Origin of the sequence: Acinetobacter puyangensis (genome assembly GCF_900096995.1) — a bacterium.
Taxonomy (GTDB): domain Bacteria; phylum Pseudomonadota; class Gammaproteobacteria; order Pseudomonadales; family Moraxellaceae; genus Acinetobacter; species Acinetobacter puyangensis.
On sequence record NZ_OANT01000005.1, the window covers coordinates 151,065 to 171,061 of the forward strand.

At 38.0% G+C, this 19,997-nt stretch carries 22 protein-coding genes and 1 pseudogene; 13 read left to right on the forward strand and 10 right to left on the reverse strand.

The genetic code is table 11. The features are described 5' to 3' along the window. Positions 1–9: 9 nt before the first annotated feature. From CRO21_RS10980 to CRO21_RS10990, 3 genes are read right to left on the reverse strand one after another with little or no spacing between them, the layout of a single operon-like run. Entirely contained in the window at positions 10–348 is a 339-nt protein-coding gene (locus tag CRO21_RS10980; protein WP_171294038.1) for a DUF3325 domain-containing protein, read from the reverse strand. An 8-nt stretch (positions 349–356) separates the two neighbouring features. Then, the gene (locus CRO21_RS10985) at positions 357–2,051 is read right to left on the reverse strand and encodes a PepSY-associated TM helix domain-containing protein (RefSeq protein WP_097079357.1); all 1,695 of its coding nucleotides are present in this window, start codon (positions 2,049–2,051) and stop codon (positions 357–359) included. Further along, positions 2,048–2,359 (reverse strand): hypothetical protein, encoded by a 312-nt coding sequence (locus CRO21_RS10990; RefSeq protein WP_097079358.1) that lies wholly within the window; start codon positions 2,357–2,359, stop codon positions 2,048–2,050. Before CRO21_RS10990 ends, CRO21_RS10985 begins: the two co-directional genes overlap by 4 nt. Before the next feature lie 190 nt (positions 2,360–2,549). On the opposite strand from CRO21_RS10990, the gene CRO21_RS10995 reads away from it, so the two are divergent. Continuing rightward, positions 2,550–3,056, forward strand: coding sequence for a sigma-70 family RNA polymerase sigma factor (locus CRO21_RS10995; RefSeq protein WP_097079523.1), 507 nt, complete (start codon positions 2,550–2,552; stop codon positions 3,054–3,056). Positions 3,057–3,065: 9 nt separating this feature from the next. After that, the gene (locus tag CRO21_RS11000; RefSeq protein WP_097079359.1) at positions 3,066–4,034 is read left to right on the forward strand and encodes a FecR family protein; all 969 of its coding nucleotides are present in this window, start codon (positions 3,066–3,068) and stop codon (positions 4,032–4,034) included. 150 nt (positions 4,035–4,184) lie between these two features. Here the strand turns inward: CRO21_RS11000 and CRO21_RS11005 are convergent, their stop codons facing one another. After that, entirely contained in the window at positions 4,185–4,460 is a 276-nt protein-coding gene (locus tag CRO21_RS11005; RefSeq protein WP_097079360.1) for a hypothetical protein, read from the reverse strand. A gap of 283 nt (positions 4,461–4,743) precedes the next feature. On the opposite strand from CRO21_RS11005, the gene CRO21_RS11010 reads away from it, so the two are divergent. Beyond that, entirely contained in the window at positions 4,744–7,215 is a 2,472-nt protein-coding gene (locus tag CRO21_RS11010; protein ID WP_171294039.1) for a TonB-dependent siderophore receptor, read from the forward strand. Positions 7,216–7,598: 383 nt separating this feature from the next. Here CRO21_RS11010 and CRO21_RS11015 read toward each other — a convergent pair whose 3' ends face one another. After that, a complete protein-coding gene (locus CRO21_RS11015) occupies positions 7,599–8,366 on the reverse strand; it encodes a glutathione S-transferase family protein (RefSeq protein WP_097079361.1) in 768 nt (255 codons plus the stop codon). A gap of 238 nt (positions 8,367–8,604) precedes the next feature. Here CRO21_RS11015 and ychF point away from each other — a divergent pair, with 238 nt between their 5' ends. Both ychF and CRO21_RS11025 read left to right on the forward strand, forming a co-directional pair. Beyond that, positions 8,605–9,696 (forward strand): redox-regulated ATPase YchF, encoded by a 1,092-nt coding sequence (ychF, locus tag CRO21_RS11020; protein ID WP_097079362.1) that lies wholly within the window; start codon positions 8,605–8,607, stop codon positions 9,694–9,696. Positions 9,697–9,934: 238 nt separating this feature from the next. Continuing rightward, entirely contained in the window at positions 9,935–10,273 is a 339-nt protein-coding gene (locus tag CRO21_RS11025) for a hypothetical protein (protein WP_097079363.1), read from the forward strand. 79 nt (positions 10,274–10,352) lie between these two features. Here the strand turns inward: CRO21_RS11025 and fumC are convergent, their stop codons facing one another. Both fumC and CRO21_RS11035 read right to left on the reverse strand, forming a co-directional pair. Further along, on the reverse strand, positions 10,353–11,744 hold the full coding sequence (gene fumC / locus CRO21_RS11030; RefSeq protein ID WP_097079364.1) for a class II fumarate hydratase: 1,392 nt from the start codon (positions 11,742–11,744) through the stop codon (positions 10,353–10,355). A gap of 157 nt (positions 11,745–11,901) precedes the next feature. Beyond that, positions 11,902–12,909, reverse strand: coding sequence for an NAD-dependent epimerase/dehydratase family protein (locus tag CRO21_RS11035; protein WP_097079365.1), 1,008 nt, complete (start codon positions 12,907–12,909; stop codon positions 11,902–11,904). Positions 12,910–12,978: 69 nt separating this feature from the next. Here CRO21_RS11035 and tusD point away from each other — a divergent pair, with 69 nt between their 5' ends. From tusD to CRO21_RS17910, 8 genes and pseudogenes are all read left to right on the forward strand, one after another. Continuing rightward, positions 12,979–13,350, forward strand: a complete 372-nt coding sequence (tusD, locus tag CRO21_RS11040; RefSeq protein WP_097079366.1) for a sulfurtransferase complex subunit TusD — start codon at positions 12,979–12,981, stop codon at positions 13,348–13,350. A 45-nt stretch (positions 13,351–13,395) separates the two neighbouring features. Beyond that, a complete protein-coding gene (locus CRO21_RS11045) occupies positions 13,396–13,749 on the forward strand; it encodes a hypothetical protein (RefSeq protein ID WP_141398132.1) in 354 nt (117 codons plus the stop codon). Positions 13,750–13,757: 8 nt separating this feature from the next. Continuing rightward, positions 13,758–14,057, forward strand: coding sequence for a DsrH/TusB family sulfur metabolism protein (locus tag CRO21_RS11050; RefSeq protein WP_097079368.1), 300 nt, complete (start codon positions 13,758–13,760; stop codon positions 14,055–14,057). Positions 14,058–14,076: 19 nt separating this feature from the next. Then, positions 14,077–14,391: a TusE/DsrC/DsvC family sulfur relay protein gene (locus tag CRO21_RS11055; protein WP_097079369.1), complete on the forward strand. Its 315-nt coding sequence runs from the start codon at positions 14,077–14,079 to the stop codon at positions 14,389–14,391. A gap of 270 nt (positions 14,392–14,661) precedes the next feature. Next, the gene (gene aroQ / locus CRO21_RS11060; RefSeq protein ID WP_097079370.1) at positions 14,662–15,111 is read left to right on the forward strand and encodes a type II 3-dehydroquinate dehydratase; all 450 of its coding nucleotides are present in this window, start codon (positions 14,662–14,664) and stop codon (positions 15,109–15,111) included. A gap of 24 nt (positions 15,112–15,135) precedes the next feature. Further along, a complete protein-coding gene (locus tag CRO21_RS11065) occupies positions 15,136–15,546 on the forward strand; it encodes an acetyl-CoA carboxylase biotin carboxyl carrier protein (protein ID WP_097079371.1) in 411 nt (136 codons plus the stop codon). A 17-nt stretch (positions 15,547–15,563) separates the two neighbouring features. Beyond that, positions 15,564–16,925 (forward strand): acetyl-CoA carboxylase biotin carboxylase subunit, encoded by a 1,362-nt coding sequence (gene accC, locus CRO21_RS11070; protein ID WP_097079372.1) that lies wholly within the window; start codon positions 15,564–15,566, stop codon positions 16,923–16,925. Between the two features lie 139 nt (positions 16,926–17,064). Then, positions 17,065–17,913: pseudogene (locus CRO21_RS17910) on the forward strand (DUF2071 domain-containing protein). A gap of 31 nt (positions 17,914–17,944) precedes the next feature. Here CRO21_RS17910 and CRO21_RS11080 read toward each other — a convergent pair. The 3 genes from CRO21_RS11080 to CRO21_RS11090 all read right to left on the reverse strand — a co-directional run bounded on the left by CRO21_RS11080 (position 17,945) and on the right by CRO21_RS11090 (position 19,817). After that, on the reverse strand, positions 17,945–18,457 hold the full coding sequence (locus tag CRO21_RS11080) for a hypothetical protein (protein ID WP_097079373.1): 513 nt from the start codon (positions 18,455–18,457) through the stop codon (positions 17,945–17,947). Between the two features lie 335 nt (positions 18,458–18,792). Further along, the gene (locus CRO21_RS11085) at positions 18,793–19,236 is read right to left on the reverse strand and encodes a BLUF domain-containing protein (RefSeq protein WP_097079374.1); all 444 of its coding nucleotides are present in this window, start codon (positions 19,234–19,236) and stop codon (positions 18,793–18,795) included. Positions 19,237–19,616: 380 nt separating this feature from the next. Then, entirely contained in the window at positions 19,617–19,817 is a 201-nt protein-coding gene (locus CRO21_RS11090) for a hypothetical protein (RefSeq protein WP_097079375.1), read from the reverse strand. Between the last annotated feature and the right edge of the window lie 180 nt (positions 19,818–19,997).

Below are 19,997 nucleotides of genomic sequence, written 5' to 3' on the forward strand. Positions count from 1 at the left end.
TCTCTAAAATCAGAATAAACGGAAAATTTGTAAGCCAATAACGAGTGCCAATACAGCAATTGTGCTATACCATGCCCATTTAGGCTGATAAGCATAAATATAAATCAGCAGTCCCAATGTAAATGTCGCGATCCCAAACCATGCTGCAATCCCAATTGCCATTCCCCATGCAGCAATACTACCGATCATGGCCAAAATTAAGAATAACCAGCCCAATATACGCAGTGCATAAATTTGAGTCGAAGTAATTTTTTGCCCAAATATTTCTTTAAAGACTTTTTCCATGGAAAGATTCAGGCTCATCATGCCAATATAAATACAGGCCACTGTGCTCAGGAGATTAATCATATATATCATCATGATTTATCCCCATCATCAGCAATTGTCTTTTCTACAACAGCCGTGGTAGGTTTTCTAGGTTCACGTGCTTTTTTGACTGGTGCTTTTAATATGGCATTGCGCTTGCGCCAAACCGCATAACTGATCCAAACAAACAATAGGCCCAGTAAAATAAACCCCAGATCAATACTGAATAAGGTCCAGTCTTGATGTTGCCATGTCACCCACATACCACGATCAGTCGTTAGACTATTGACAATGGGTAGTAACAAATAAGCCAGTGTGGTCAACAGTAGCAATTCAAACCATGCTTTTGGAATCGCCCGAACAATCGCATAAATCAGTGCAAATAAAATACATAGAAATAAGCTATGCATTTCCCATGCAGCACGATTTTCCATTGTCACCGGTAATAAACGATTGGCCCAGAAATAAATAGCTATCCCCAAAGGCAAGCCGGCAATTAAAGCAATATTTAAACGTTCAACCAAGGCATGACCAAATGACATTTTACCGTTTTTAATCTGTTTTGGACGACGTTTAACGGTCCATAGCACCAGCCCTGTGGCAATCATCGCTGTACCGACCAAACCTGTAATGACATACATCCAGCGCAAAAATGGGGTTGCGAACCAACCCACATGTAAACCGAGTAATACATTACCGAATTTCAATGCACCTTTTTCTGCTGTGCTATCCTTATCGCCAATTTGCTGCCCGCTCGCCAGATCAAATTGCAGTGATTTTCCACGACTACGGCCAATAAAATCATAATCTGATTTATAAAACTCTACTTTGGCCGGAGAATCGCCTTTGGCTGGATAAAAATTCACACTGCCAATACCGGTCTGCCCCCATTCCTGTTTTGCCTGATTATAAATCACCTGAACCTGTTGCCAGTTGGGTGCTACATCTTTCATAACCAGACTTTTGGCATCTGCATCGGTAGAATAATATTGAGGATATAACTCGGCATAGTAACGTTTTTGATTGTCATCACCAAAACCATAGACCAATGGGACACCGAGTGGCATATAAGCATTAATGAAAAAGATCAATCCACTATAAGTAATCATAATATGAAATGGCAATGCAATTACACTTAACACATTATGTCCATCTAACCATGATCTCTGGCCTTTTGCACCACGGAAAGTAAAGAAATCTTTAAAGATTTTTTTATGGGTAATAATGCCAGTGATGATGGCAACAAACATAAACATGGTACAAATACCCACGATTCTGATTGCCCAATCATAAGGGATATAATGCAATGCATAGTGCATATCATATAAAGCGCGACCGCCCCCAGTTTCACGCGGTTTTGCTTGTTCTTCAACTTTTTCACCCGTCACAGGATTTAGATTTTCACGCTGATATTTCCCATAGTTTTCACCTTTTGCTGGCGGCATTGACCAATTAACATTGAGCTGATCTCGCCCACGTTGATCGGAAATAAAATCAATACCCCAACGTTCCGCCTGCTGAGTATCCGGATTTTTTTGTAGCCAGTGATATGCCTTTGCAAATTGATCATCAACAGATGGTATGGCCTGTCCTTGTAATGGACGTTCCGGTTGCATCCAGCGTGTTAGTTCGATCTGAATATAACCTGCCGTACCGGTTAAAAATACAAAAAACAAAACCCAGCCAACCACAAGTCCTGTCCATGTATGCAACCATGCCATGCTTTGGCGGAAACCCTCTTTCATGTTGTCCCCCAAGTTTTTAAAAGTACGACAATCAGTATTTGTATGCTCAAAACAAGTAATGTAATAGAAGCAATACACAATAAATGTTTAGCACTAAATACATACACGATATACAGTAGCCAAACCACAAAACTCACTAACAAGCCAGTATAAGTTGCCAGCGCCAATTGCCCTGAAAATAGCAATGCAATCATCGGAACGGTCAAATTGGCGATTGCAAAGCCTGCAAAAATTGCCAATAAACATCGTGCCAATACTTTATAGCGATAAATCTGCAATTCACTGAATTGTGATAATCTGAATTTCATAGCCAAAACTTCATCATCTGCCCGGTGGAATTTAATAACATTCTTTCTGTTACTATTTACATAGACGAATGAGATTCAAAAAAAGCTCATAAAGAATTGTAAAGTATTGTATAATTCAATACAGTATACAGCAATGATAATCATTATTGATACTTTACTTGTTTAAACAGGCAACCAAGAGGCATGGATGATGGATATGCAACAAAAACATATCTGGTTTTCTCAAATTTATCAGTCACATCATAGTACTTTGCTCAGATGGTTTAACAGTAAACTGAATCATCAGCAACAAGCTGAAGATTTAAGTCATGAAGTGTTTTATCGAATTTTAAAAAGTGAATACCAACAAGACATCAAAGAACCCAAAGCCTGGTTACTTGGGATTGCCAAGCATATCGTCATTGATCACTGGCGCAAACAACATATTGAGCGCTTATATTTAGATGCTTTACGTTATATTCCAGAAGATTATCACCCCTCGGCCGAGCATGAAGCCTGTATTCGAGAAAGTATTTATCAGGTACATTGTATTTTGGAACAACTGCCAGCCCGTGTTGCGCAAACCTTTTTACTCGCCCAACTCGATGGTTTAAACTACGTGCAAATTGCTGAACAACTCAATATTTCTGAAACCACAGTAAAACGCGATATGAAACAAGCATTTTTGGCATGTATGCAAATAGACCCATATGACTAATCACGCTCAATGACAACAAAACAATCGATTGATCCCGATATCCTTGAAAAAGCTGCCGACTGGCTGGTACTACTCCATTCTGGAGAAATGACTGAGCAACAACAGTTGGACTTTCAACAATGGCAGCAACAACATCCTGACCACCAGCTTGCGATTGAGCGAGCAATGCGTTTTAATCAAAATTTTGCAGCATTGCCTGATCATTTAGATGCGAAACAACTCTTACAGTCCAAAGCATCATTACAGCAATCTATGGTCAAAAAATTTATCTGGATATTATCCCCTGTCGTGACCGCATGGTTGGCCTATCAATATTTACCATGGCAACTCTGGCAGGCTGACCTTTCCAGTAAAACTGGTGAAATTAGATCCATTACCCTAGAAGATGGATCTACACTTACACTGGCCAGCAATAGCCATGTCAATCTTGAGTTTGATCAACATACGCGTAAACTAGAATTGGTAGAAGGCGAAATTTATATTCAAACTGCACCTCAACCTGCTCAATCCTATCGTCCCTTTATTGTGCATACCATAAACGGAACAATTCAGGCACTGGGCACTCAGTTTAATGTACGACAGGATGACAAAAATACCAATACTCTGGTCGATGTTTACCAACATGCCGTTGCAATTCAACCTACTAAACAAGTCAATAAGACCATTCTTCAACAAGGAGAAATGGCACAATTTGATCGAAACGATATTCAAGGCGTTGAAAAGTTACAACAAATACAACCCTACTGGACACAACATTTACTGGTGGTTGAAAATCAATCCTTAGATCAAGTATTGGCAGAAATTTATCGTTATCAAAAAGGTCAATATTTTATAGAGAACACCGCAAAAAACATTAAAGTATCGGGAGTATTCTCCTTAAAAAATCCAAAACAAAGTATTGAGACACTGGCACAAACCTATGATTTAAAATTAAATTATTATAGTGAATATGTGCTATATATAAAAAAAGAACAGTAATTGTCCTATAAAGCATCGGAAGTAAAAATTTAATGAAATATTTAGGGTTTTAAAAGTTTCAAACCGCCCGGTATATAAGATTCTATTGCTTGGTCTACTGATAAAAACCATAAATCTTTTTGTGGAATACATTGCCATATCAATAAACGATCAAATAGATCTCGATGTTTTATAGGTAATAAATAAAAAGATGAAAAACTCTTTAACAGTTAGCATAAGTGGATTTAAAAAACTGTTTTTAATTTCCTGATGAAATTCATCTGGCGTTATGCCGATTAATCCAACTTTCCAAGGGCGAGCAACTGAATTATCTTGTTGTGTTGCTAGCGATCGTTGTTCTAAAAACTGGACAAAAGCCAAAGCTTGTTTGGCCTCTTCTTCTGAAAGATGTAAACTATGCTGATACATTAATTCCGCAACACCCATTTTACACCCCAACATATTCTAGTGATAATTGATAACTTATACTATTCTAAACATGCAAATCAAACCTCACATTTAATTATCAATCATCATGCCCTTTTTCAAAAGCGACAATTCATGATAACTATTAAGCAATATACAACCCCAATATAAAAATAAATTCGACTATAAAACAATGAATTACATCTTAAAATTAAAATATTTTAATTTTTTCCAAAAAAACATGACACTTTTTTTTATCTGGTACGACTTATTAGATGAAACAATTCTTATTTAGGTTTTATTTATGGAACAGCGTATTATCAAAACACGTCTACAGCTTGCCATACAAGCGATTCTACTTGGTGCGCCACTGATTTCAGCAATGAGCATTAGTCCTGCTGCATATGCCAACTCCTCTCAACAGTACAATATTACCGCCAACTCATTGGCAAACGTATTACAACAATTTGCAATTCAGTCAAAACTCACACTAGCCTATGAACCGCAAAGCCTAACAGAACAACAAAGCGCTGGTTTAAACGGCAGTTATACTATTGAACAAGGATTACAAAATATCTTAACACCACATGGTTTGCAGGCGGTCAGACTTAATAATGGTGGGTTTAGCATTCAAAAAATTAAAAATAACCAAACTCATTCAAATACAACAGAAATTGTTCAATTAAATCCAATTACAGTAACGGCTACACCCTCAAGTCGTGTACAACAAAATAATGGCAATGTACAACAATTACCTTTGATTACAGTTACAGCCGAACAAGATGGCAAGGCCGATGATGGTTATCTATCTAAAAATATTACAGGTGTTGGGAGTTGGGGCGAACGAAGTTTACAGGATACACCGTATCAAATCAGTGTTATTTCACAGGATTTAATCGAAAATACCGCCAGTGGTATTGACCAGATTTTTAAAATGAATCCTATTGTACAAGTGACGAGAAGTTCAACCTCTTCTTTTTCTTTTAATACACCGGAAATAAATATTCGTGGATTAGGTGCCTCAGGTAATCATATCTTAGATGGTATTCCTTTTTCCTGGGTTCAAGGTGTAATGTCAGAAGATGTAGAACGGATTGAAATCTTAAATGGATTATCTGGATTTTTATATGGTGTAGGTTATGTAGGGGGTGCAGTCAATTATGTCAGTAAAAAGCCAACACAGCAAAGATTGGCTAACCTTAGCCTAGGAAGTACTGGAAATCAGGCCTTTTATGGTCATCTTGATTTAGGCGGTAAACTCGATCAAAACGGTGATTTAAGTTATCGATTGAATGTATTTAAACAAGATGGGGAAACATCTATAAAAGATCAAAATCTTGATAAAGAATTAATTAGTGGTGCTTTAGACTGGCAAGTAAATAATGATTTTCTAGTATCATTAAACGCATCGCATAAGAAAATTAAGGTTGATAAATTAGCGAGTTACTTTAGTAGCAATGCTTCAATTGATAAACTCAATCTAAAACAGGGCTATGCACCAAATTGGACATTTTCAGATAGTACACAGGATCGATTAGGATTTAATACCACATGGCAAATCAATAATTATGCAAAACTAAGAACTGGTTATATTTATTTAGAAAATGAAAATGATATGTCTATGCCATTCGTATATGATAATTACGATGGTACGTATAGTTTTAACTATTATAGAAGCTGGCCTAGCAAAGAAAAAGATCACGGTGCTTATATTTATACGGATTTAAATTTTAATACCTTCGGTGTAGAACATAATTTAACTATAGGTGGATCAAAAACCAGATTTAAACAATATGGTATTGATGGCGGTTGGGAATGGATAAATTTAGGTAGCTTTACTTTGGATCAATTAAATTCAGTATCTGAACCGGTATATTTAGGCAATACAAATAATCAAACCTATTATTCCGGTAGTGGGCAAAAAACAAATATTACGATAGGTGATGATATTAAATTTAACGAAAAGTGGAGTACTCTCATTGGTCTGAATTATGCGAAAGTTGATAAAGACAATTACAGTATAGAAGGAAAAAGAACTGATGGTTATGGTGGAGAAAAAGTAACACCCAATATTTCTTTACTTTTTAAGCCATTTGAAGATTTAACCACATATGTCACTTATATGGAATCTTTAGAAGATGGTGTAGATGTTGGGGAAACCTATGCAAATTCAGAAACCATCTTTGATCCTTATGTCAGTAAACAATATGAAATAGGTGCAAAATATGCCATTTCACCGAATTTTCTATTAAGTTCAGCTTTGTTTAGAATCGAAAAAGCAAATCAATATGAAGATACCAGTACAATAATCACCGAAGGAAAACCAACTTTAACACAAGATGGTAAGGTTATTTATCAAGGTGTTGAACTTACTTTAACGGGGAAAGTAACAAATAATTTAACGCTCGTTGGTGGAGGTACTTTTCTAGATTTAAAAACTGATAAAGCAAATGAAAATGAAGGGAAAAAACCAACCGATACAGCCTCAAAAATGGCAAAACTGTATGCAGAATATGCAATCCCTGCAATTGAAGGATTAACATTGACAGGTGGTGCATACTATACCGGAAAGGCATATAGAGATGGAGCAAATACAGATATTATTCCTGCTTATAGTGTATTTGATGCAGGCGTGCGATATGCAACTAAAATTGCACAATATCCAACGACATTTATTCTAAATGCAACCAATATCACAGACAAAAAATATTGGAGGAGTTCGACGTCTTTTGGAGAACCCCGAAATATTGCTTTTGCTGTAAAGACACAGTTTTAGGTTTTAAAAGAAAATATCCCTAAATTCCTCTTTAAAAAAGAGGGACTTTCCTAAAAAATCAATACCTTATACAATACCTTGCGCAGTACACTGCTCATCTCCCCTTTTTCAAATGGGTGAGCAGCATTGCTGCGCAAGGAGAGGATTTTTAGATTTAAAAGCTATTTTTTTCAATAACCTAAAAATAATTACATAAATTTACACTAAATAATGAGCTTTTTTTCAATCTCAATCGTCTTAGTATATAGAAACGATAAGTTTACTTGCAGTATTTTATAATGCCTTAACGCTTTAAACCGCATTATAATAATAACGCTGTGTCATATGGCCTTTGGGTCATATATTCATGCCACGCCCCGTGGCTTTTTTAATGTGTATTACAATTACACGCCACGCCAGTCCACTCTCGCATTACGTTCGGTTTCATAAACACGTTGGACATATTGTCCTAAAGGCAATGCCAATAATGCTTGCTGCGATAATAAGACATCCTCAGAGAGCTTGTCAGAATTAACCATTTCCCATGGTGTGCCTGTAATCATCAATAAAGGTGCCAGCATGCTACATACCGCAATATCGGCAAGTGTCAATCTTTCTCCCACCATATAACGCCCACTATTTTCAACCAGCGTCTGATTCAGATCGGCAATCAATTGATCCAGCCGTATTTTAGACTCTTGCACAGAGGTCTCATTGATATTGTGAAATTTTTTAATCGCCATTTTCATCGCAGGGATAGAAACTTTTTCAAAATCACGCATCATGCCCTTTTCGCCAATGATGATATCCAAGGCAAATTTATTATCGTTTTGCAGAATATAATGAAACAACCAGCGACGTACATGTATACCAAGTTCTTGCGTCAGACTGTCGATGGCCAGAATACTTTCGCGTAATTCTGGTTCTTTACGAATCAATGTGAGTTCCGGATATTTGTTATCCAGATACAATGCGATTTGGCTTGAATCGGCAATCCATGTCTGCTCATCTTTAAGTACCGGTAATTTATATTGCCCTGTACGGTAGTGAATCATAATACGATGTAATCCCGGTGCCAGATTTTGCGCAATGTAATCAAGTTCCTTATGATCAAGTAGCCAGCGTGCCTTTTCACAAAAAAGAGAAAGTGGGAACTGATATAAAATGCGCATTGTTTCTCCATAGATAGAATTATTATTAGATCAATTGGTTGAATATACTAATGGTTTTTTCATGTCATCGTAATGACTTTTTTTGTTCATTTTCACTTAATTCTTTATACTCTTGTAAGAAAGCGCAGAAAAAACAGTCAGTATCAAGCAGGATTGCTTTGGATTTAAACCTGACTTTATTTAACTTTTAAGGTAAGATTGGCAGCATTTCAACACAACGCTTATTATAGGTTTTTTCATGGGTTTTAACTGTGGAATTGTTGGTTTACCAAACGTGGGTAAATCTACTTTATTTAATGCATTAACAAAAGCTGCTATTGCGGCGGAAAACTTTCCATTTTGTACAATTGAACCCAATACCGGAATTGTACCCGTTCCAGATTCACGCCTTGATAAATTAGCAGAAATTGTTAAACCGCAGCGTATTTTACCAACCACCATGGAATTTGTGGATATTGCAGGTTTGGTTGCTGGCGCATCAAAAGGTGAAGGATTAGGCAACCAGTTTTTGGCAAATATCCGTGAGACCGATGCGATTGCTCATGTTGTACGTTGTTTCGAAGATGAAAATGTTATTCATGTAAATGGAAAAATTGATCCTTTAGATGACATCGCAACCATTAATACCGAACTTGCGCTATCAGATATGGAAACTGTCAGTAAAGCAGTGACACGTTTGACCAAAGTAGCCAAAGGTGGCGATAAAGAAGCTGTAGCCACCAAAGCCGTATTGGAAAAATTACTACCTTTCCTTGATGAGGGTCGCCCAGCCCGCGCTGTTGACCTTTCCGATGATGAAAGAAAATTGATTCGTGGTTTCGGTTTACTCACTTTAAAGCCAACCATGTACATCGCCAATGTGGCAGAAGATGGCTTTGAAAATAATCCGCATCTGGAAGCAGTAAAACAGCTTGCAATTAGTGAAAATGCTGTGGTTGTCCCCTTATGCAATCAAATCGAAGCAGAAATCTCTTTATTAGAAGAAGATGAACGAGCTGAATTTCTGGAAGCCATGGGCATGCAGGAACCTGGGCTCAATCTGGTGATTCGTGCAGGTTATGCATTACTCGGTTTGCAGACTTACTTTACTGCGGGTGTGCAGGAAGTTCGTGCATGGACGGTTAAAGTTGGCGCTACTGCACCACAGGCTGCGGGTGTGATTCATACCGATTTTGAAAAAGGCTTTATCCGTGCCGAAGTGATTGCCTATCAGGACTTTATCCAGTTCAATGGTGAAAATGGTGCCAAAGAAGCAGGTAAATGGCGACTGGAAGGCAAAACCTATATCGTTCAAGACGGTGATGTCATGCATTTCCGTTTTAACGTATAAATCAAATCACGGTGCTTTGGCTATTACAGAGTTAAAGCACCTTTTAATTTAATGATTATGGCTGTTGATCAACATCATTAAAAATCATATTTAGCAAAAATTATAAACTTTTATTTATTATCAATTTAGTTTCATTTCCTTATTCCCTGCCAAAAATCTGTATTCTTTTCAATTTGTTGTATCTATAATATGCAGCGAAGTTGCTAGACGACTTCATAGATGCCATAGAGGATTTAAAATGAACAAATTACTTATTGCTTTAGGTTTGGCTACAACAGTTGCATTCGTTGGATGTGCTAAAAAAGAAGAAGCGCCTGCTGCGCCAGCAGAACAAACTGAAGAAGCTGTGCCTGCGGCTGAAGCAACTGCTGCCGATGCTGCAACTGCCGCTGCTGATGCTGCTGCAACCGCCGCTGATGCAACTGCCAATGCTGCAACCGATGTTGCCAATGCAACCACAGATGCTGCTAAAGACGCTGCTGCCGCAACAACAGAAGTTGCTGCTGACGCTGCAAATGCTGCCGCTGATGCTGCAAATAAAGCTGCTGATGCAACTAAAGATGCTGCTGCACACTAATTTTTAAGTGAAAAAATAACCAAAAAAGAAAGCCATGCACTCATTGCATGGCTTTCTTTATTACTGCAAATAAAAACATTTATTGATTCGGGAAAACCATTTTTGCTGGTTGTACCACTTCGTCAAACTGCTCGGCAGTGACTAGACCCAGCTCAACAGCAACCTGTTTTAAGGATTTATTTTCTTTATATGCTGTTTTTGCAACTTTAGCAGCATTCTCATAGCCAATCACAGGATTTAAGGCTGTCACCAGCATCAATGAATTATGCAGAAAATGATCAATTTTTTCGCGATTTGGTTCAATACCCACGGCGCAATGATCGTTAAAGCTATTCGTCGCATCACCCAGCAATTGAATCGATTGCAACAAATTAAATGCAATCACGGGCATAAACACATTTAGCTCGAAATTCCCTGATGCGCCGGCAATATTAATGGTGGTGTCATTACCCAGCACTTGTGCAACCACCATGGTCAGGGCTTCACTTTGGGTTGGATTAACTTTACCCGGCATGATGCTTGAACCCGGTTCATTTTCGGGAATACGCAACTCACCCAAACCACAACGTGGACCACTGGCCAACCAGCGCACATCATTGGCGATTTTATTTAAACTTGCCGCAATGGTTTTTAATGCACCGGAAGCAAATACCGCAGCATCGCGCCCAGCCAAAGCTTCAAATTTATTCGGTGCGGTAATAAATGGCAATCCGGTTAATTCAGCCAATTTTTCTGCGGCTTTCTCTGCATATTGCGGATGTGCATTTAACCCCGTACCCACTGCTGTACCGCCTAAAGGTAACTCGTACAAACCACGCAGTGCATAATCCAGACGTTTTAAGCCATGTTCAAGCTGACTAACGTAGCCACTAAACTCCTGGCCCAAAGTTAGTGGTGTGGCATCCTGTAAATGGGTACGACCAATTTTGACAATATCTTTAAATTCTTCGGATTTCTCTGCCAATGTATTTTTTAGTCGAGTAATTGCAGGAATCAATAATTCGTTGATCTGAATGGCAGCCGCAACATGAATCGCTGTTGGAAAAGAATCATTGGTAGATTGTGCACGGTTGACATGGTCATTCGGATGCACTGGTTTTTGTGCACCAAGGGGTTGTCCTAATTTTTGATTGGCAACATTGGCAATCACCTCATTACAGTTCATGTTACTTTGCGTACCAGAACCAGTTTGCCAAACGACAAGCGGAAACTGGCTGTCCCATCGTCCTGCAATCACTTCATCCGCCGCAGTCACAATTGAATCGGCAATCTCCTGAGGGATCTGATTTAAAGATGCATTGGTAATGGCAGCAGATTTTTTCACTAAACCCATTGCTCGAATCATGGCACGCGGCAAGCGTTCTTGACCAATTCTAAAGTTTTGTAAACTACGTTGAGTTTGTGCTCCCCATAGTGCTTCACTTGGTACTTCGACATCACCCATGGTGTCATGTTCAATACGTGTTGACATTTCGTCCTCTCCATTGTCTTGGGTTATTTGGATTGGCTGGCAACATGTAGACACATGTTTGGCTGGCTATAAACAAATTGAATGTTCCCATTTAAATGGGGAAGCATTGATTTGCCTGCCTATGTTGGCAGAAACGTAAACAAAATGCGAGGGGGAATTATTTTGCCAAGACCATTTGATAATATTTCCATTGATCCCGTATTGCATCTTCAACACTAAAGTTTGCCGACCAGTCAATTTCTTGTTTCAGCTTTTGAGTATCTGCACCCAAGCTGGCAATTTCCGTACTTGATGCTTCATATGGGGCAGTGGTAATGCTTGATTGAGTCACTTCTTCAACTTTTTCGATCAGCTGTTTTAAACTGGTCAACTGATCACTGGCAACATTATATGAATTTAAAAAATTCTTTTGCGTATTTGACCACAACATCAACTTATATACCGCATCCAGCACATCCATGATATGAATATAGCTGCGTTCGGAACTGCCATCTTGGGTATCCAGATCCTCATGAAACAGATCAAAAATATCCTTTTGCTGTGCTGCAACCTGTAACAAATTAGGTAATACCGATTTTGGTAATAACGGTGTCCATTCACCAAGTTGTGCATCAGTATATGCACCAATCACATTACTTAGGCGAAGATTGATAATTTGCCAGAAAGAATCTGCCGTATAAGTGTCACGTAAGATATGTTCAATGTTTTGTTGTGCACGAATATAAGGGTTGTGGTGTTCGACATTAAAGGCTGAATCTTCTTGCCATGCAGTACCCGACTCGCCATATACGGCAAGGGAGGATAAATTTACCAAACGTTTCACCCCGGTACGTTGCAAAGTACGCAGCACACTCATGACACAGCCCAAATTATTATTATAATATTCCAGAGGGCGTAAGGTAGATTCAGATAAATTTTTAAATCCGGCAGTATGAATCACATATTCAATTGGATACTGGTCAAAAACTTTTTGTAAAACCGGTGTATTTCGCACATCCAGACGAATAAAAGGAATATATAATTTCGTGATATACTCTAGCCGTTCTAATGTTTCCATTGAAGATTGTGACAAATTATCCACCAGAACCACTTCATGCCCTTTAGACATTAAATAAAGTGCAATATGGCTACCAAGATAACCTAAACCACCTGTCACTAAAATCATGCTTTTTCCTCAACCTTTAAATGAACCATTACCATATAACTTAACAAGACCTATTTATCGAGTTTGTTTATGTTACCAACATTGTTAATCATTACTGCGCCACCTACCTCACGATTAGCATTTCACGCTTTCAAACTGGCGCAAGCAATGCAGCAATCGTCACAATCATTTACAGTATTTTTTTATCAAGATGCTGTGCATGTTGCAAATCATGATCTGTGGCGGGCAGATGATGAAATTAATCTGACTCGTCAATGGCAAGATTTAAATATTCCGTTACCTGTGTGTGTCAGTGCAGCACTTAACCGTGGTATTAGTGATGCTGAAAATGCTGCAAGACATCATTTAAGTTATGCCAATCTGGCAGCAGGTTTTCATCTGACCGGACTTGGTGCCCTCGCCGATGCAATACAGACTTCAGGTCATATTTTACAATTTTAATATGACGAATGACATATAGATGTGATGAATTCAATGGTAATTTGTGTGAAAAATGTATTAATTGTTTTAACTCATAACGATCAAAGCCAGCTTAATGTCAATGAAAGCATTGCAGCATTGATGCTGTTCGCCAGTTTTAACATTTCCATCAGCGTGTTATTTAAAGATGCGGCACTCAGTTTATTACTTTCACCGCATTGCATTGATGAATCTTTAAAGCAATTTTTAAAACCTACAAGTAAAATGGTAAATAGCTTTGAATTCTATGACATCGAGAATCTGTATATTCTTGAGAAAGATGCACAACATCCGCTTATTCAGGCTAGCCAACATCAAGTTCAGCCAATACAATTAAATGCACAATTTATTAATCAATTTGATCATGTGATTACTTGGTAAGCGCAAACATGCAGCATATTTCTACACTCTATATTGTACAAGTCAGTTTTGCCAGAATCGAACAATGTCTGGTGGAACTTGAACAGCTGATTCAAGCACAAGATGCCGTAATTTTACTGGAAGATAGCGTTTTTGCATTAAGCCTTCCTGTAGAAAATCATTTTACAGATAAATTACAGGCTTTATATGTCTTGCAATCTGATGCACATCTCATTCCTGCAAATGCCTTAGCGCATGTAAATATCATCGATTACCCGTATTTTGCCCAGATACTGCAAAATGCAGAAAAAGTTATCACTTGGAAATAAAATATTTAAGGTTATTACAATGCTCGCACTACAATTAGATCAGGACGGTCATCTGCTTGACGCTCAAATTTGGACACCGGACATCGCCAAAGTGCTTGCACAGAGTCTTGATCTAGAACTGGAACCTTGGCATTTTGAGATCCTATTTGCACTTCGAAATTTCTATTCGGAATATGGTTATGCGCCAAGCACACGCCCTTTAATCAAATATTTAATCAAAACGGTCAATGCAGAAATTAGCAATCAGTTACTCATGGAGAAATTTAAAACCGGATTAGTTGCTCGACATTTAACCCGTCTTGCTGGTTTACCAAAGCCACCAAATTGCTTATAAAACATATAGATAAACATGTATTTTAGCTATAAAAACAAAAATAATTATCAATAATTTTTTGTTCGTGAATATGGCAAAAAAGATTAAAAAAGTACAATTTTAGTTTGCTAGTTCATGACAAAATGAAAATTAAAATTGATAAATTTTGATAGTTTTAAGCATTGTTTAAAGCTAAAATAATGCGTATCTTGCTACGATCATTCGGCATTTTAGCTAAACTTGTCGTGATCTTGATATTTTTTCATTTCTCTTGTGTGTGGAATCGCAATTATGCAAGCGAGCATTTTAGTTGTTCATGGACCGAATTTAAATTTGCTGGGACAACGTGAGCCCGAAGTTTATGGGCATGCAACACTGGAAGATATCAATAACACTTTAAAAGCAAAAGCAAATGCTGCCAATGTAGGGATTGTAACTTTCCAAAGTAACTGGGAAGGTGCCATCATCGACCAAATTCATCAAGCCTATTTGCAAGGCATTCAATTCATTATCATCAATCCTGCTGCCCTCACCCATACTTCTGTTGGCGTGCGTGATGCCCTGTTAGGCGTCAATATTCCATTTATTGAAGTTCATTTGTCCAATGTTCACGCACGTGAAGCATTTCGTCATCACTCCTACCTGTCAGATAAAGCCGTAGCTGTGATTTGTGGACTTGGCGCATCGGGTTATGAATATGCTCTTGATTTTGCTTTGCAACGCATAAAACTGTCAACCTAATATTGCTTAAGGAACTCGACTACTATGGATATCCGTAAAATCAAAAAGCTCATTGACCTTATGATTGAGTCTGATCTACAAGCAATAGAAGTCAAAGAAGGTGATCAGGCCATCTCACTTACCCGTCGTACACAGGTTATTGCAGCGGCTGCACCGGTTGCGGCTGCACCAGAAGCGCCCGTCGTCAAATCTTCTCGTGGTGCCATAGAAACCGCACCGATGGTCGGTGTATTTTACGCTGCCCCAAGTCCGGGTGAAGCACCGTTTGTCAAGGTCGGTCAAACCATTTCTGCCGGTGAAAGTCTGGGCATTATCGAAGCCATGAAAATCATGAACCCGATTGAAGCAACACAAAGTGGCGTGATCGAAGAAATACTCGTTAAAAATGGAGATGTGGTGCAGTTTGGGCAGCCTTTATTCCGCTACCGTGCCTAAACCCAGAGGATGCATCCATGTTAAAAAAGATTTTAATTGCAAACCGTGGTGAAATTGCCCTGCGCATCACCCGGGCATGTAAGGCATTGGGTATACAAACGGTTGGTGTGTATTCCGATGCAGATAAAGACCTGATGCACTTACGCTTTGTTGATGAAGCGGTCTGCATCGGTCCAAGTACCACAAGCGAAAGTTATCTAAATATTCCTGCAATTATTACCGCAGCCGAAGTCACCGGTGCCGATGCCATTCATCCGGGTTATGGCTTCTTGTCAGAAAATGCAGAATTTGCAGAAATCGTTGAGAATTCAGGCTTTACCTTTATCGGTCCACGCCCGGAACATATCCGTTTGATGGGAAACAAAGTGTCTGCCATTGTCGCCATGAAAAAGGCAGGCGTCCCTACTGTACCCGGTTGTGACCATGCAGTAACGCCACAAAATGCCCTTGCCGAAGCAAAGGAAATCGGTTTTCCGCTGATCGTCAAAGCGGCATCAGGTGGTGGTGGTCGTGGTATGCGTATCGTAGAACGCGTCGATACCTTACTGGAATCTGTACAAGCGGCTCAGCGTGATGCAGAAATGTGGTTTGGTGATGATACGGTTTATATGGAACGCTTTTTACAAAAGCCACGCCATGTCGAAGTACAGGTTTTGGGTGATGGAAATGGCCATGCGATTCATTTATATGATCGTGACTGCTCATTGCAACGTCGTCACCAAAAAGTGCTGGAAGAAGCACCGGCGCCTGATTTACCGCCTGAGGCACGTGCCAATATTCTGGAAGCCTGTGTCAATGCCTGTAAATTGATTCAATATCGCGGTGCAGGTACGTTTGAGTTTTTATACGAAGATGGCGAATTCTTCTTTATCGAAATGAATACTCGTGTTCAGGTCGAACATCCGGTTACCGAAATGGTGACAGGCATCGATATCATTGAACAACAAATCCGGATTGCCGCAGGTCTGGGACTGGAACTGCAACAGGAAGATATTGAAATTCGTGGCCATGCGATTGAATGTCGTATTAATGCCGAAGATCCGCAAACCTTTATGCCATCTGCCGGTAAAATCGAACAATATTTTGTACCGGGTGGTGCAGGTGTCCGTGTCGATTCGCATCTCTATGCAGGCTATAGTATTCCGCCATTTTATGATTCCATGATTGCCAAACTGATTGTTCATGGGAAAAATCGTGAAACATCAATTGCCCGATTACGTCAGGCCTTGGATGAGTTTGTATTAACAGGAATTAAAACCAATATCCCTTTGCATAAAAATGTCATTCTTCAGGATAAAAAGTTCTGTGAAACGGCAATGGATATTCATTATCTGGAAAAGCATCTGCTTAAGCCATTTATAAAAGAAGAAAAGAAATAAACGCTTTAAAAACTACACCCTGAACGTTGGATCTTTTTCTGACTGAAAGGGTGTTTTTTTATCGCTGATTTTTGTGCTGAATGTACAATGAATAACGTTATAATTACAACCATAACAATCTATTGATTAAAACCAGACAATGCATAAACATCGCTTTAAAGCACCTTTACAGAATTATTTTTTTCGCATTTTAATTACAATTTTATCCTGTCATCGATTATTGAGACTTCGTCGCTATATCATGAGATATTTACCTTTCTTAAAACTCAAAAGTGAAGTACATGATGTTGTATATTTATCGTGGCTGGTAGATGTTGATCAGCTTAAAAATCATTTCCCCAAGCATGTTCCATTATGGGAAAAAAAGGGAAAACAATTTTTACCATTCTCTGCTATCAGCATCAACATTTTGGTTTTGCTTTCTTTCATCGGTTAAGAAAATTATTTCCCTCACCAAAGCAACTGGCGCTTTTATTTAGATAGCAATACGCATCCTCAAACCGTCATTTTTGAACAGGTGCTGATGGATCAATGGCTCTATATTCTTGCTGGCCGTTTGTTTAATGATGTCATGCCTGCACAGTTTTGCAAAATCTTTCAACATAACAAAGAAGACTTAAATCCCAATACGCCAATCCATACCAAAATTTTTCTGGATCAAAACTATCATCTTGAAAGTAAAATACACATAACGGAGGAAAAAAGACTACCCAACGATTGGACGTCATTATTTCCAACATGGGACAGTGCAATCAATTTTCTTGTTGAGCAAAACTTTGCCTGGTCAGAATGGGTGGATCAAGCCAATCATTTTTCTCAGGGCGAGATTCATATGCCCATTGATGCTAAAAATATCCAGCCTGCAAAAATTCAGACATTGATTCCACCCACTTTATTAAAGCAGTGGAATATTTCCGAGGATCAACAGCCTTTGGCTTTTATTATTTCAAAACTTGATTTTAATGTTTTAGCGGAAAAGCCTCTTTAATCTAAACATATACGTTAAATATCAAGCAAGATTACGGCAACTGTTTATTTAAAGTTGCGAAACATTTTTCACCTTTATCCGTGCCACAAAACTCAATTTGCTGTGGATTAACCCATTTTACGAAAAACTGCTGAATTTCCCCAGTCTGATCTTCTTGATAGCCTGAGCAATCTTTCTCATTATTATCATATTGAATTTGCATAATTAAGGCAGGCAATTGTTCACTACGATTATTTGGCACTTGATATTGATATTGTCCAACTGACCATTCTTTATCACTTTTAATCACGACTTCATTATTACCGCGAAAATTATAATATTCGGTACACTGACGATTATTTGGAATTTTCATTCCCCACTGACCTAAAATTTCTGGACGGGTCGTCACCTGTATCGTATTCTCTCTCAAACTTGCTCCTGAAACGACTGACTCATCCAAGTTTTCCGGATTCTGTTGTATGCTATCTTGTTGCGGCGCTGATGTTTGTGCCAAAAGCGCTGTTGAACAAAGTAAGCAAGATATTGTTAAAATAAATATTTTCATAGATCGTTTAGATAACAACTGTATTTCCAGTAAATTAGCACACTTTTGCACAAATTACCCCTGCATTAACGATATATAACAATCCAGATGAGGTACTTTTTTATCTGATTTAAAAATAAATATAAAATCTACAAATTTAATGCGCCTAGTAGATTATCTTAGGACTGTCTAATGGTCTGTTAAGCTGAATTCGATGTAGGATAAATAAGATCAAACCATGATCAATACCGTAGGAAATATCATGGCAAATTTAGCGAGAACTCATTTTATTTGCACCATATTCCCCGATATTTTAAGCATTTATCAGATATAAATATCTCACATCGACAGCAACCTTAAGAGAATTTAGCAGGATTTACTTCGTAATGTGGTTCTTTTGCCAGCACATGAATAAATGGCAATGTAGTGTTTTCTGTTAGAAGATAAGGATTAAATTCATCCAGATGGTAATTTTCAAAAAAATCTCTAATATTTTTGTTTACTGGAGCAAACTTCATACTCCACTGATGAAATAGTGATGTCTCAATATCCGCTGCATACAATATTTCACAATGATGATGGCGGGGATCTTTTAGAATTTTTTGATAAAATAAATTTTCAACACTTTGTTTATCCCCTTCCAAGCATTGTACAAAAAAACCCTGCCCATAATACAATACGCCAGTAATATTATTTTTAGAATTGAATGCGATGGCTTCACTCAAAATATCCATTAAAACAGGATCCAGCGTCTCCCATGGATGTAATGCTTTACTAACATATAACAATCGATATTTCATTTCTTCCCCCTAAAAAATAATTTTATTTCTATCAATTAACAATTTAAGTCCTAAGAATAAATCTGAAATAATATACGGTATGTTGTAATCGTGTTTAATTTGCAACATCTTAAAGATTTAAATTATGTTAAATGGCCATATTCATCATTTTATATCATTTGTTATAGGTATTTTTTTCACTTTTCTATATACTGACCTCAGTATGAGATGAGCCTTATATAGTTCATTGCTAGATCAATGAACGACTAAGCCCTTTGCTTTTAGCAGGGGCTTTTTTATTTATTGAGCAGATCAGATACCAAACACACCCAAATGACAAATAAGCTCTGAGTTTTAGGCTATTTTGGCCAATCAAACGATCTTCCACGGCTATTTTAGAATTAGAAGAAGGACCAAACAGTATGCTGGTCTTTATCGTTTAAAATAAAAGTATGATCTTGATCATCTTTAACCACTACATGATCATTGGAGATCATCATCACTTTTAATAAAGTACCTTTTTCATAAACTAGATCAGGAAACCCTGTTTTACTCAACACCAATTGCACATTTAACAAGACCAGACCATTTCCATCAGACATAAATTTTTCACTCCAGTATTAAAAATTTAAAATATGTATAGCCATAAGTCATTAGAGAGTAAATCATCAGCAATATCTATAAATAATGACGAGATAAATGCTGTGTTCTGGTATCTCACTACATGAGCCTATTATACCTATCTTCAGCAATAAATAAGAGGCGACGCTCTCTACCAAAGC

Bases quoted from the DNA above. Each gene is read 5' to 3' on its own strand.
- CRO21_RS11055 (WP_097079369.1), top strand. From the start codon at position 14,077: ATGCTCGCACTACAATTAGATCAGGACGGTCATCTGCTTGACGCTCAA.
- aroQ (WP_097079370.1), top strand. From the start codon at position 14,662: ATGCAAGCGAGCATTTTAGTTGTTCATGGACCGAATTTAAATTTGCTG.
- CRO21_RS11090 (WP_097079375.1), bottom strand. From the start codon at position 19,817: ATGTCTGATGGAAATGGTCTGGTCTTGTTAAATGTGCAATTGGTGTTG.
- CRO21_RS10985 (WP_097079357.1), bottom strand. From the start codon at position 2,051: ATGAAAGAGGGTTTCCGCCAAAGCATGGCATGGTTGCATACATGGACA.
- CRO21_RS10995 (WP_097079523.1), top strand. From the start codon at position 2,550: ATGGATATGCAACAAAAACATATCTGGTTTTCTCAAATTTATCAGTCA.
- CRO21_RS11065 (WP_097079371.1), top strand. From the start codon at position 15,136: ATGGATATCCGTAAAATCAAAAAGCTCATTGACCTTATGATTGAGTCT.
- CRO21_RS10990 (WP_097079358.1), bottom strand. From the start codon at position 2,359: ATGAAATTCAGATTATCACAATTCAGTGAATTGCAGATTTATCGCTAT.
- CRO21_RS11080 (WP_097079373.1), bottom strand. From the start codon at position 18,457: ATGAAAATATTTATTTTAACAATATCTTGCTTACTTTGTTCAACAGCG.
- tusD (WP_097079366.1), top strand. From the start codon at position 12,979: ATGTTACCAACATTGTTAATCATTACTGCGCCACCTACCTCACGATTA.
- CRO21_RS11025 (WP_097079363.1), top strand. From the start codon at position 9,935: ATGAACAAATTACTTATTGCTTTAGGTTTGGCTACAACAGTTGCATTC.
- CRO21_RS11085 (WP_097079374.1), bottom strand. From the start codon at position 19,236: ATGAAATATCGATTGTTATATGTTAGTAAAGCATTACATCCATGGGAG.
- CRO21_RS10980 (WP_171294038.1), bottom strand. From the start codon at position 348: ATGATTAATCTCCTGAGCACAGTGGCCTGTATTTATATTGGCATGATG.
- CRO21_RS11005 (WP_097079360.1), bottom strand. From the start codon at position 4,460: ATGGGTGTTGCGGAATTAATGTATCAGCATAGTTTACATCTTTCAGAA.
- accC (WP_097079372.1), top strand. From the start codon at position 15,564: ATGTTAAAAAAGATTTTAATTGCAAACCGTGGTGAAATTGCCCTGCGC.
- CRO21_RS11015 (WP_097079361.1), bottom strand. From the start codon at position 8,366: ATGCGCATTTTATATCAGTTCCCACTTTCTCTTTTTTGTGAAAAGGCA.
- ychF (WP_097079362.1), top strand. From the start codon at position 8,605: ATGGGTTTTAACTGTGGAATTGTTGGTTTACCAAACGTGGGTAAATCT.
- CRO21_RS11010 (WP_171294039.1), top strand. From the start codon at position 4,744: ATGGAACAGCGTATTATCAAAACACGTCTACAGCTTGCCATACAAGCG.
- CRO21_RS11050 (WP_097079368.1), top strand. From the start codon at position 13,758: ATGCAGCATATTTCTACACTCTATATTGTACAAGTCAGTTTTGCCAGA.
- CRO21_RS11035 (WP_097079365.1), bottom strand. From the start codon at position 12,909: ATGATTTTAGTGACAGGTGGTTTAGGTTATCTTGGTAGCCATATTGCA.
- fumC (WP_097079364.1), bottom strand. From the start codon at position 11,744: ATGTCAACACGTATTGAACATGACACCATGGGTGATGTCGAAGTACCA.
- CRO21_RS11000 (WP_097079359.1), top strand. From the start codon at position 3,066: ATGACAACAAAACAATCGATTGATCCCGATATCCTTGAAAAAGCTGCC.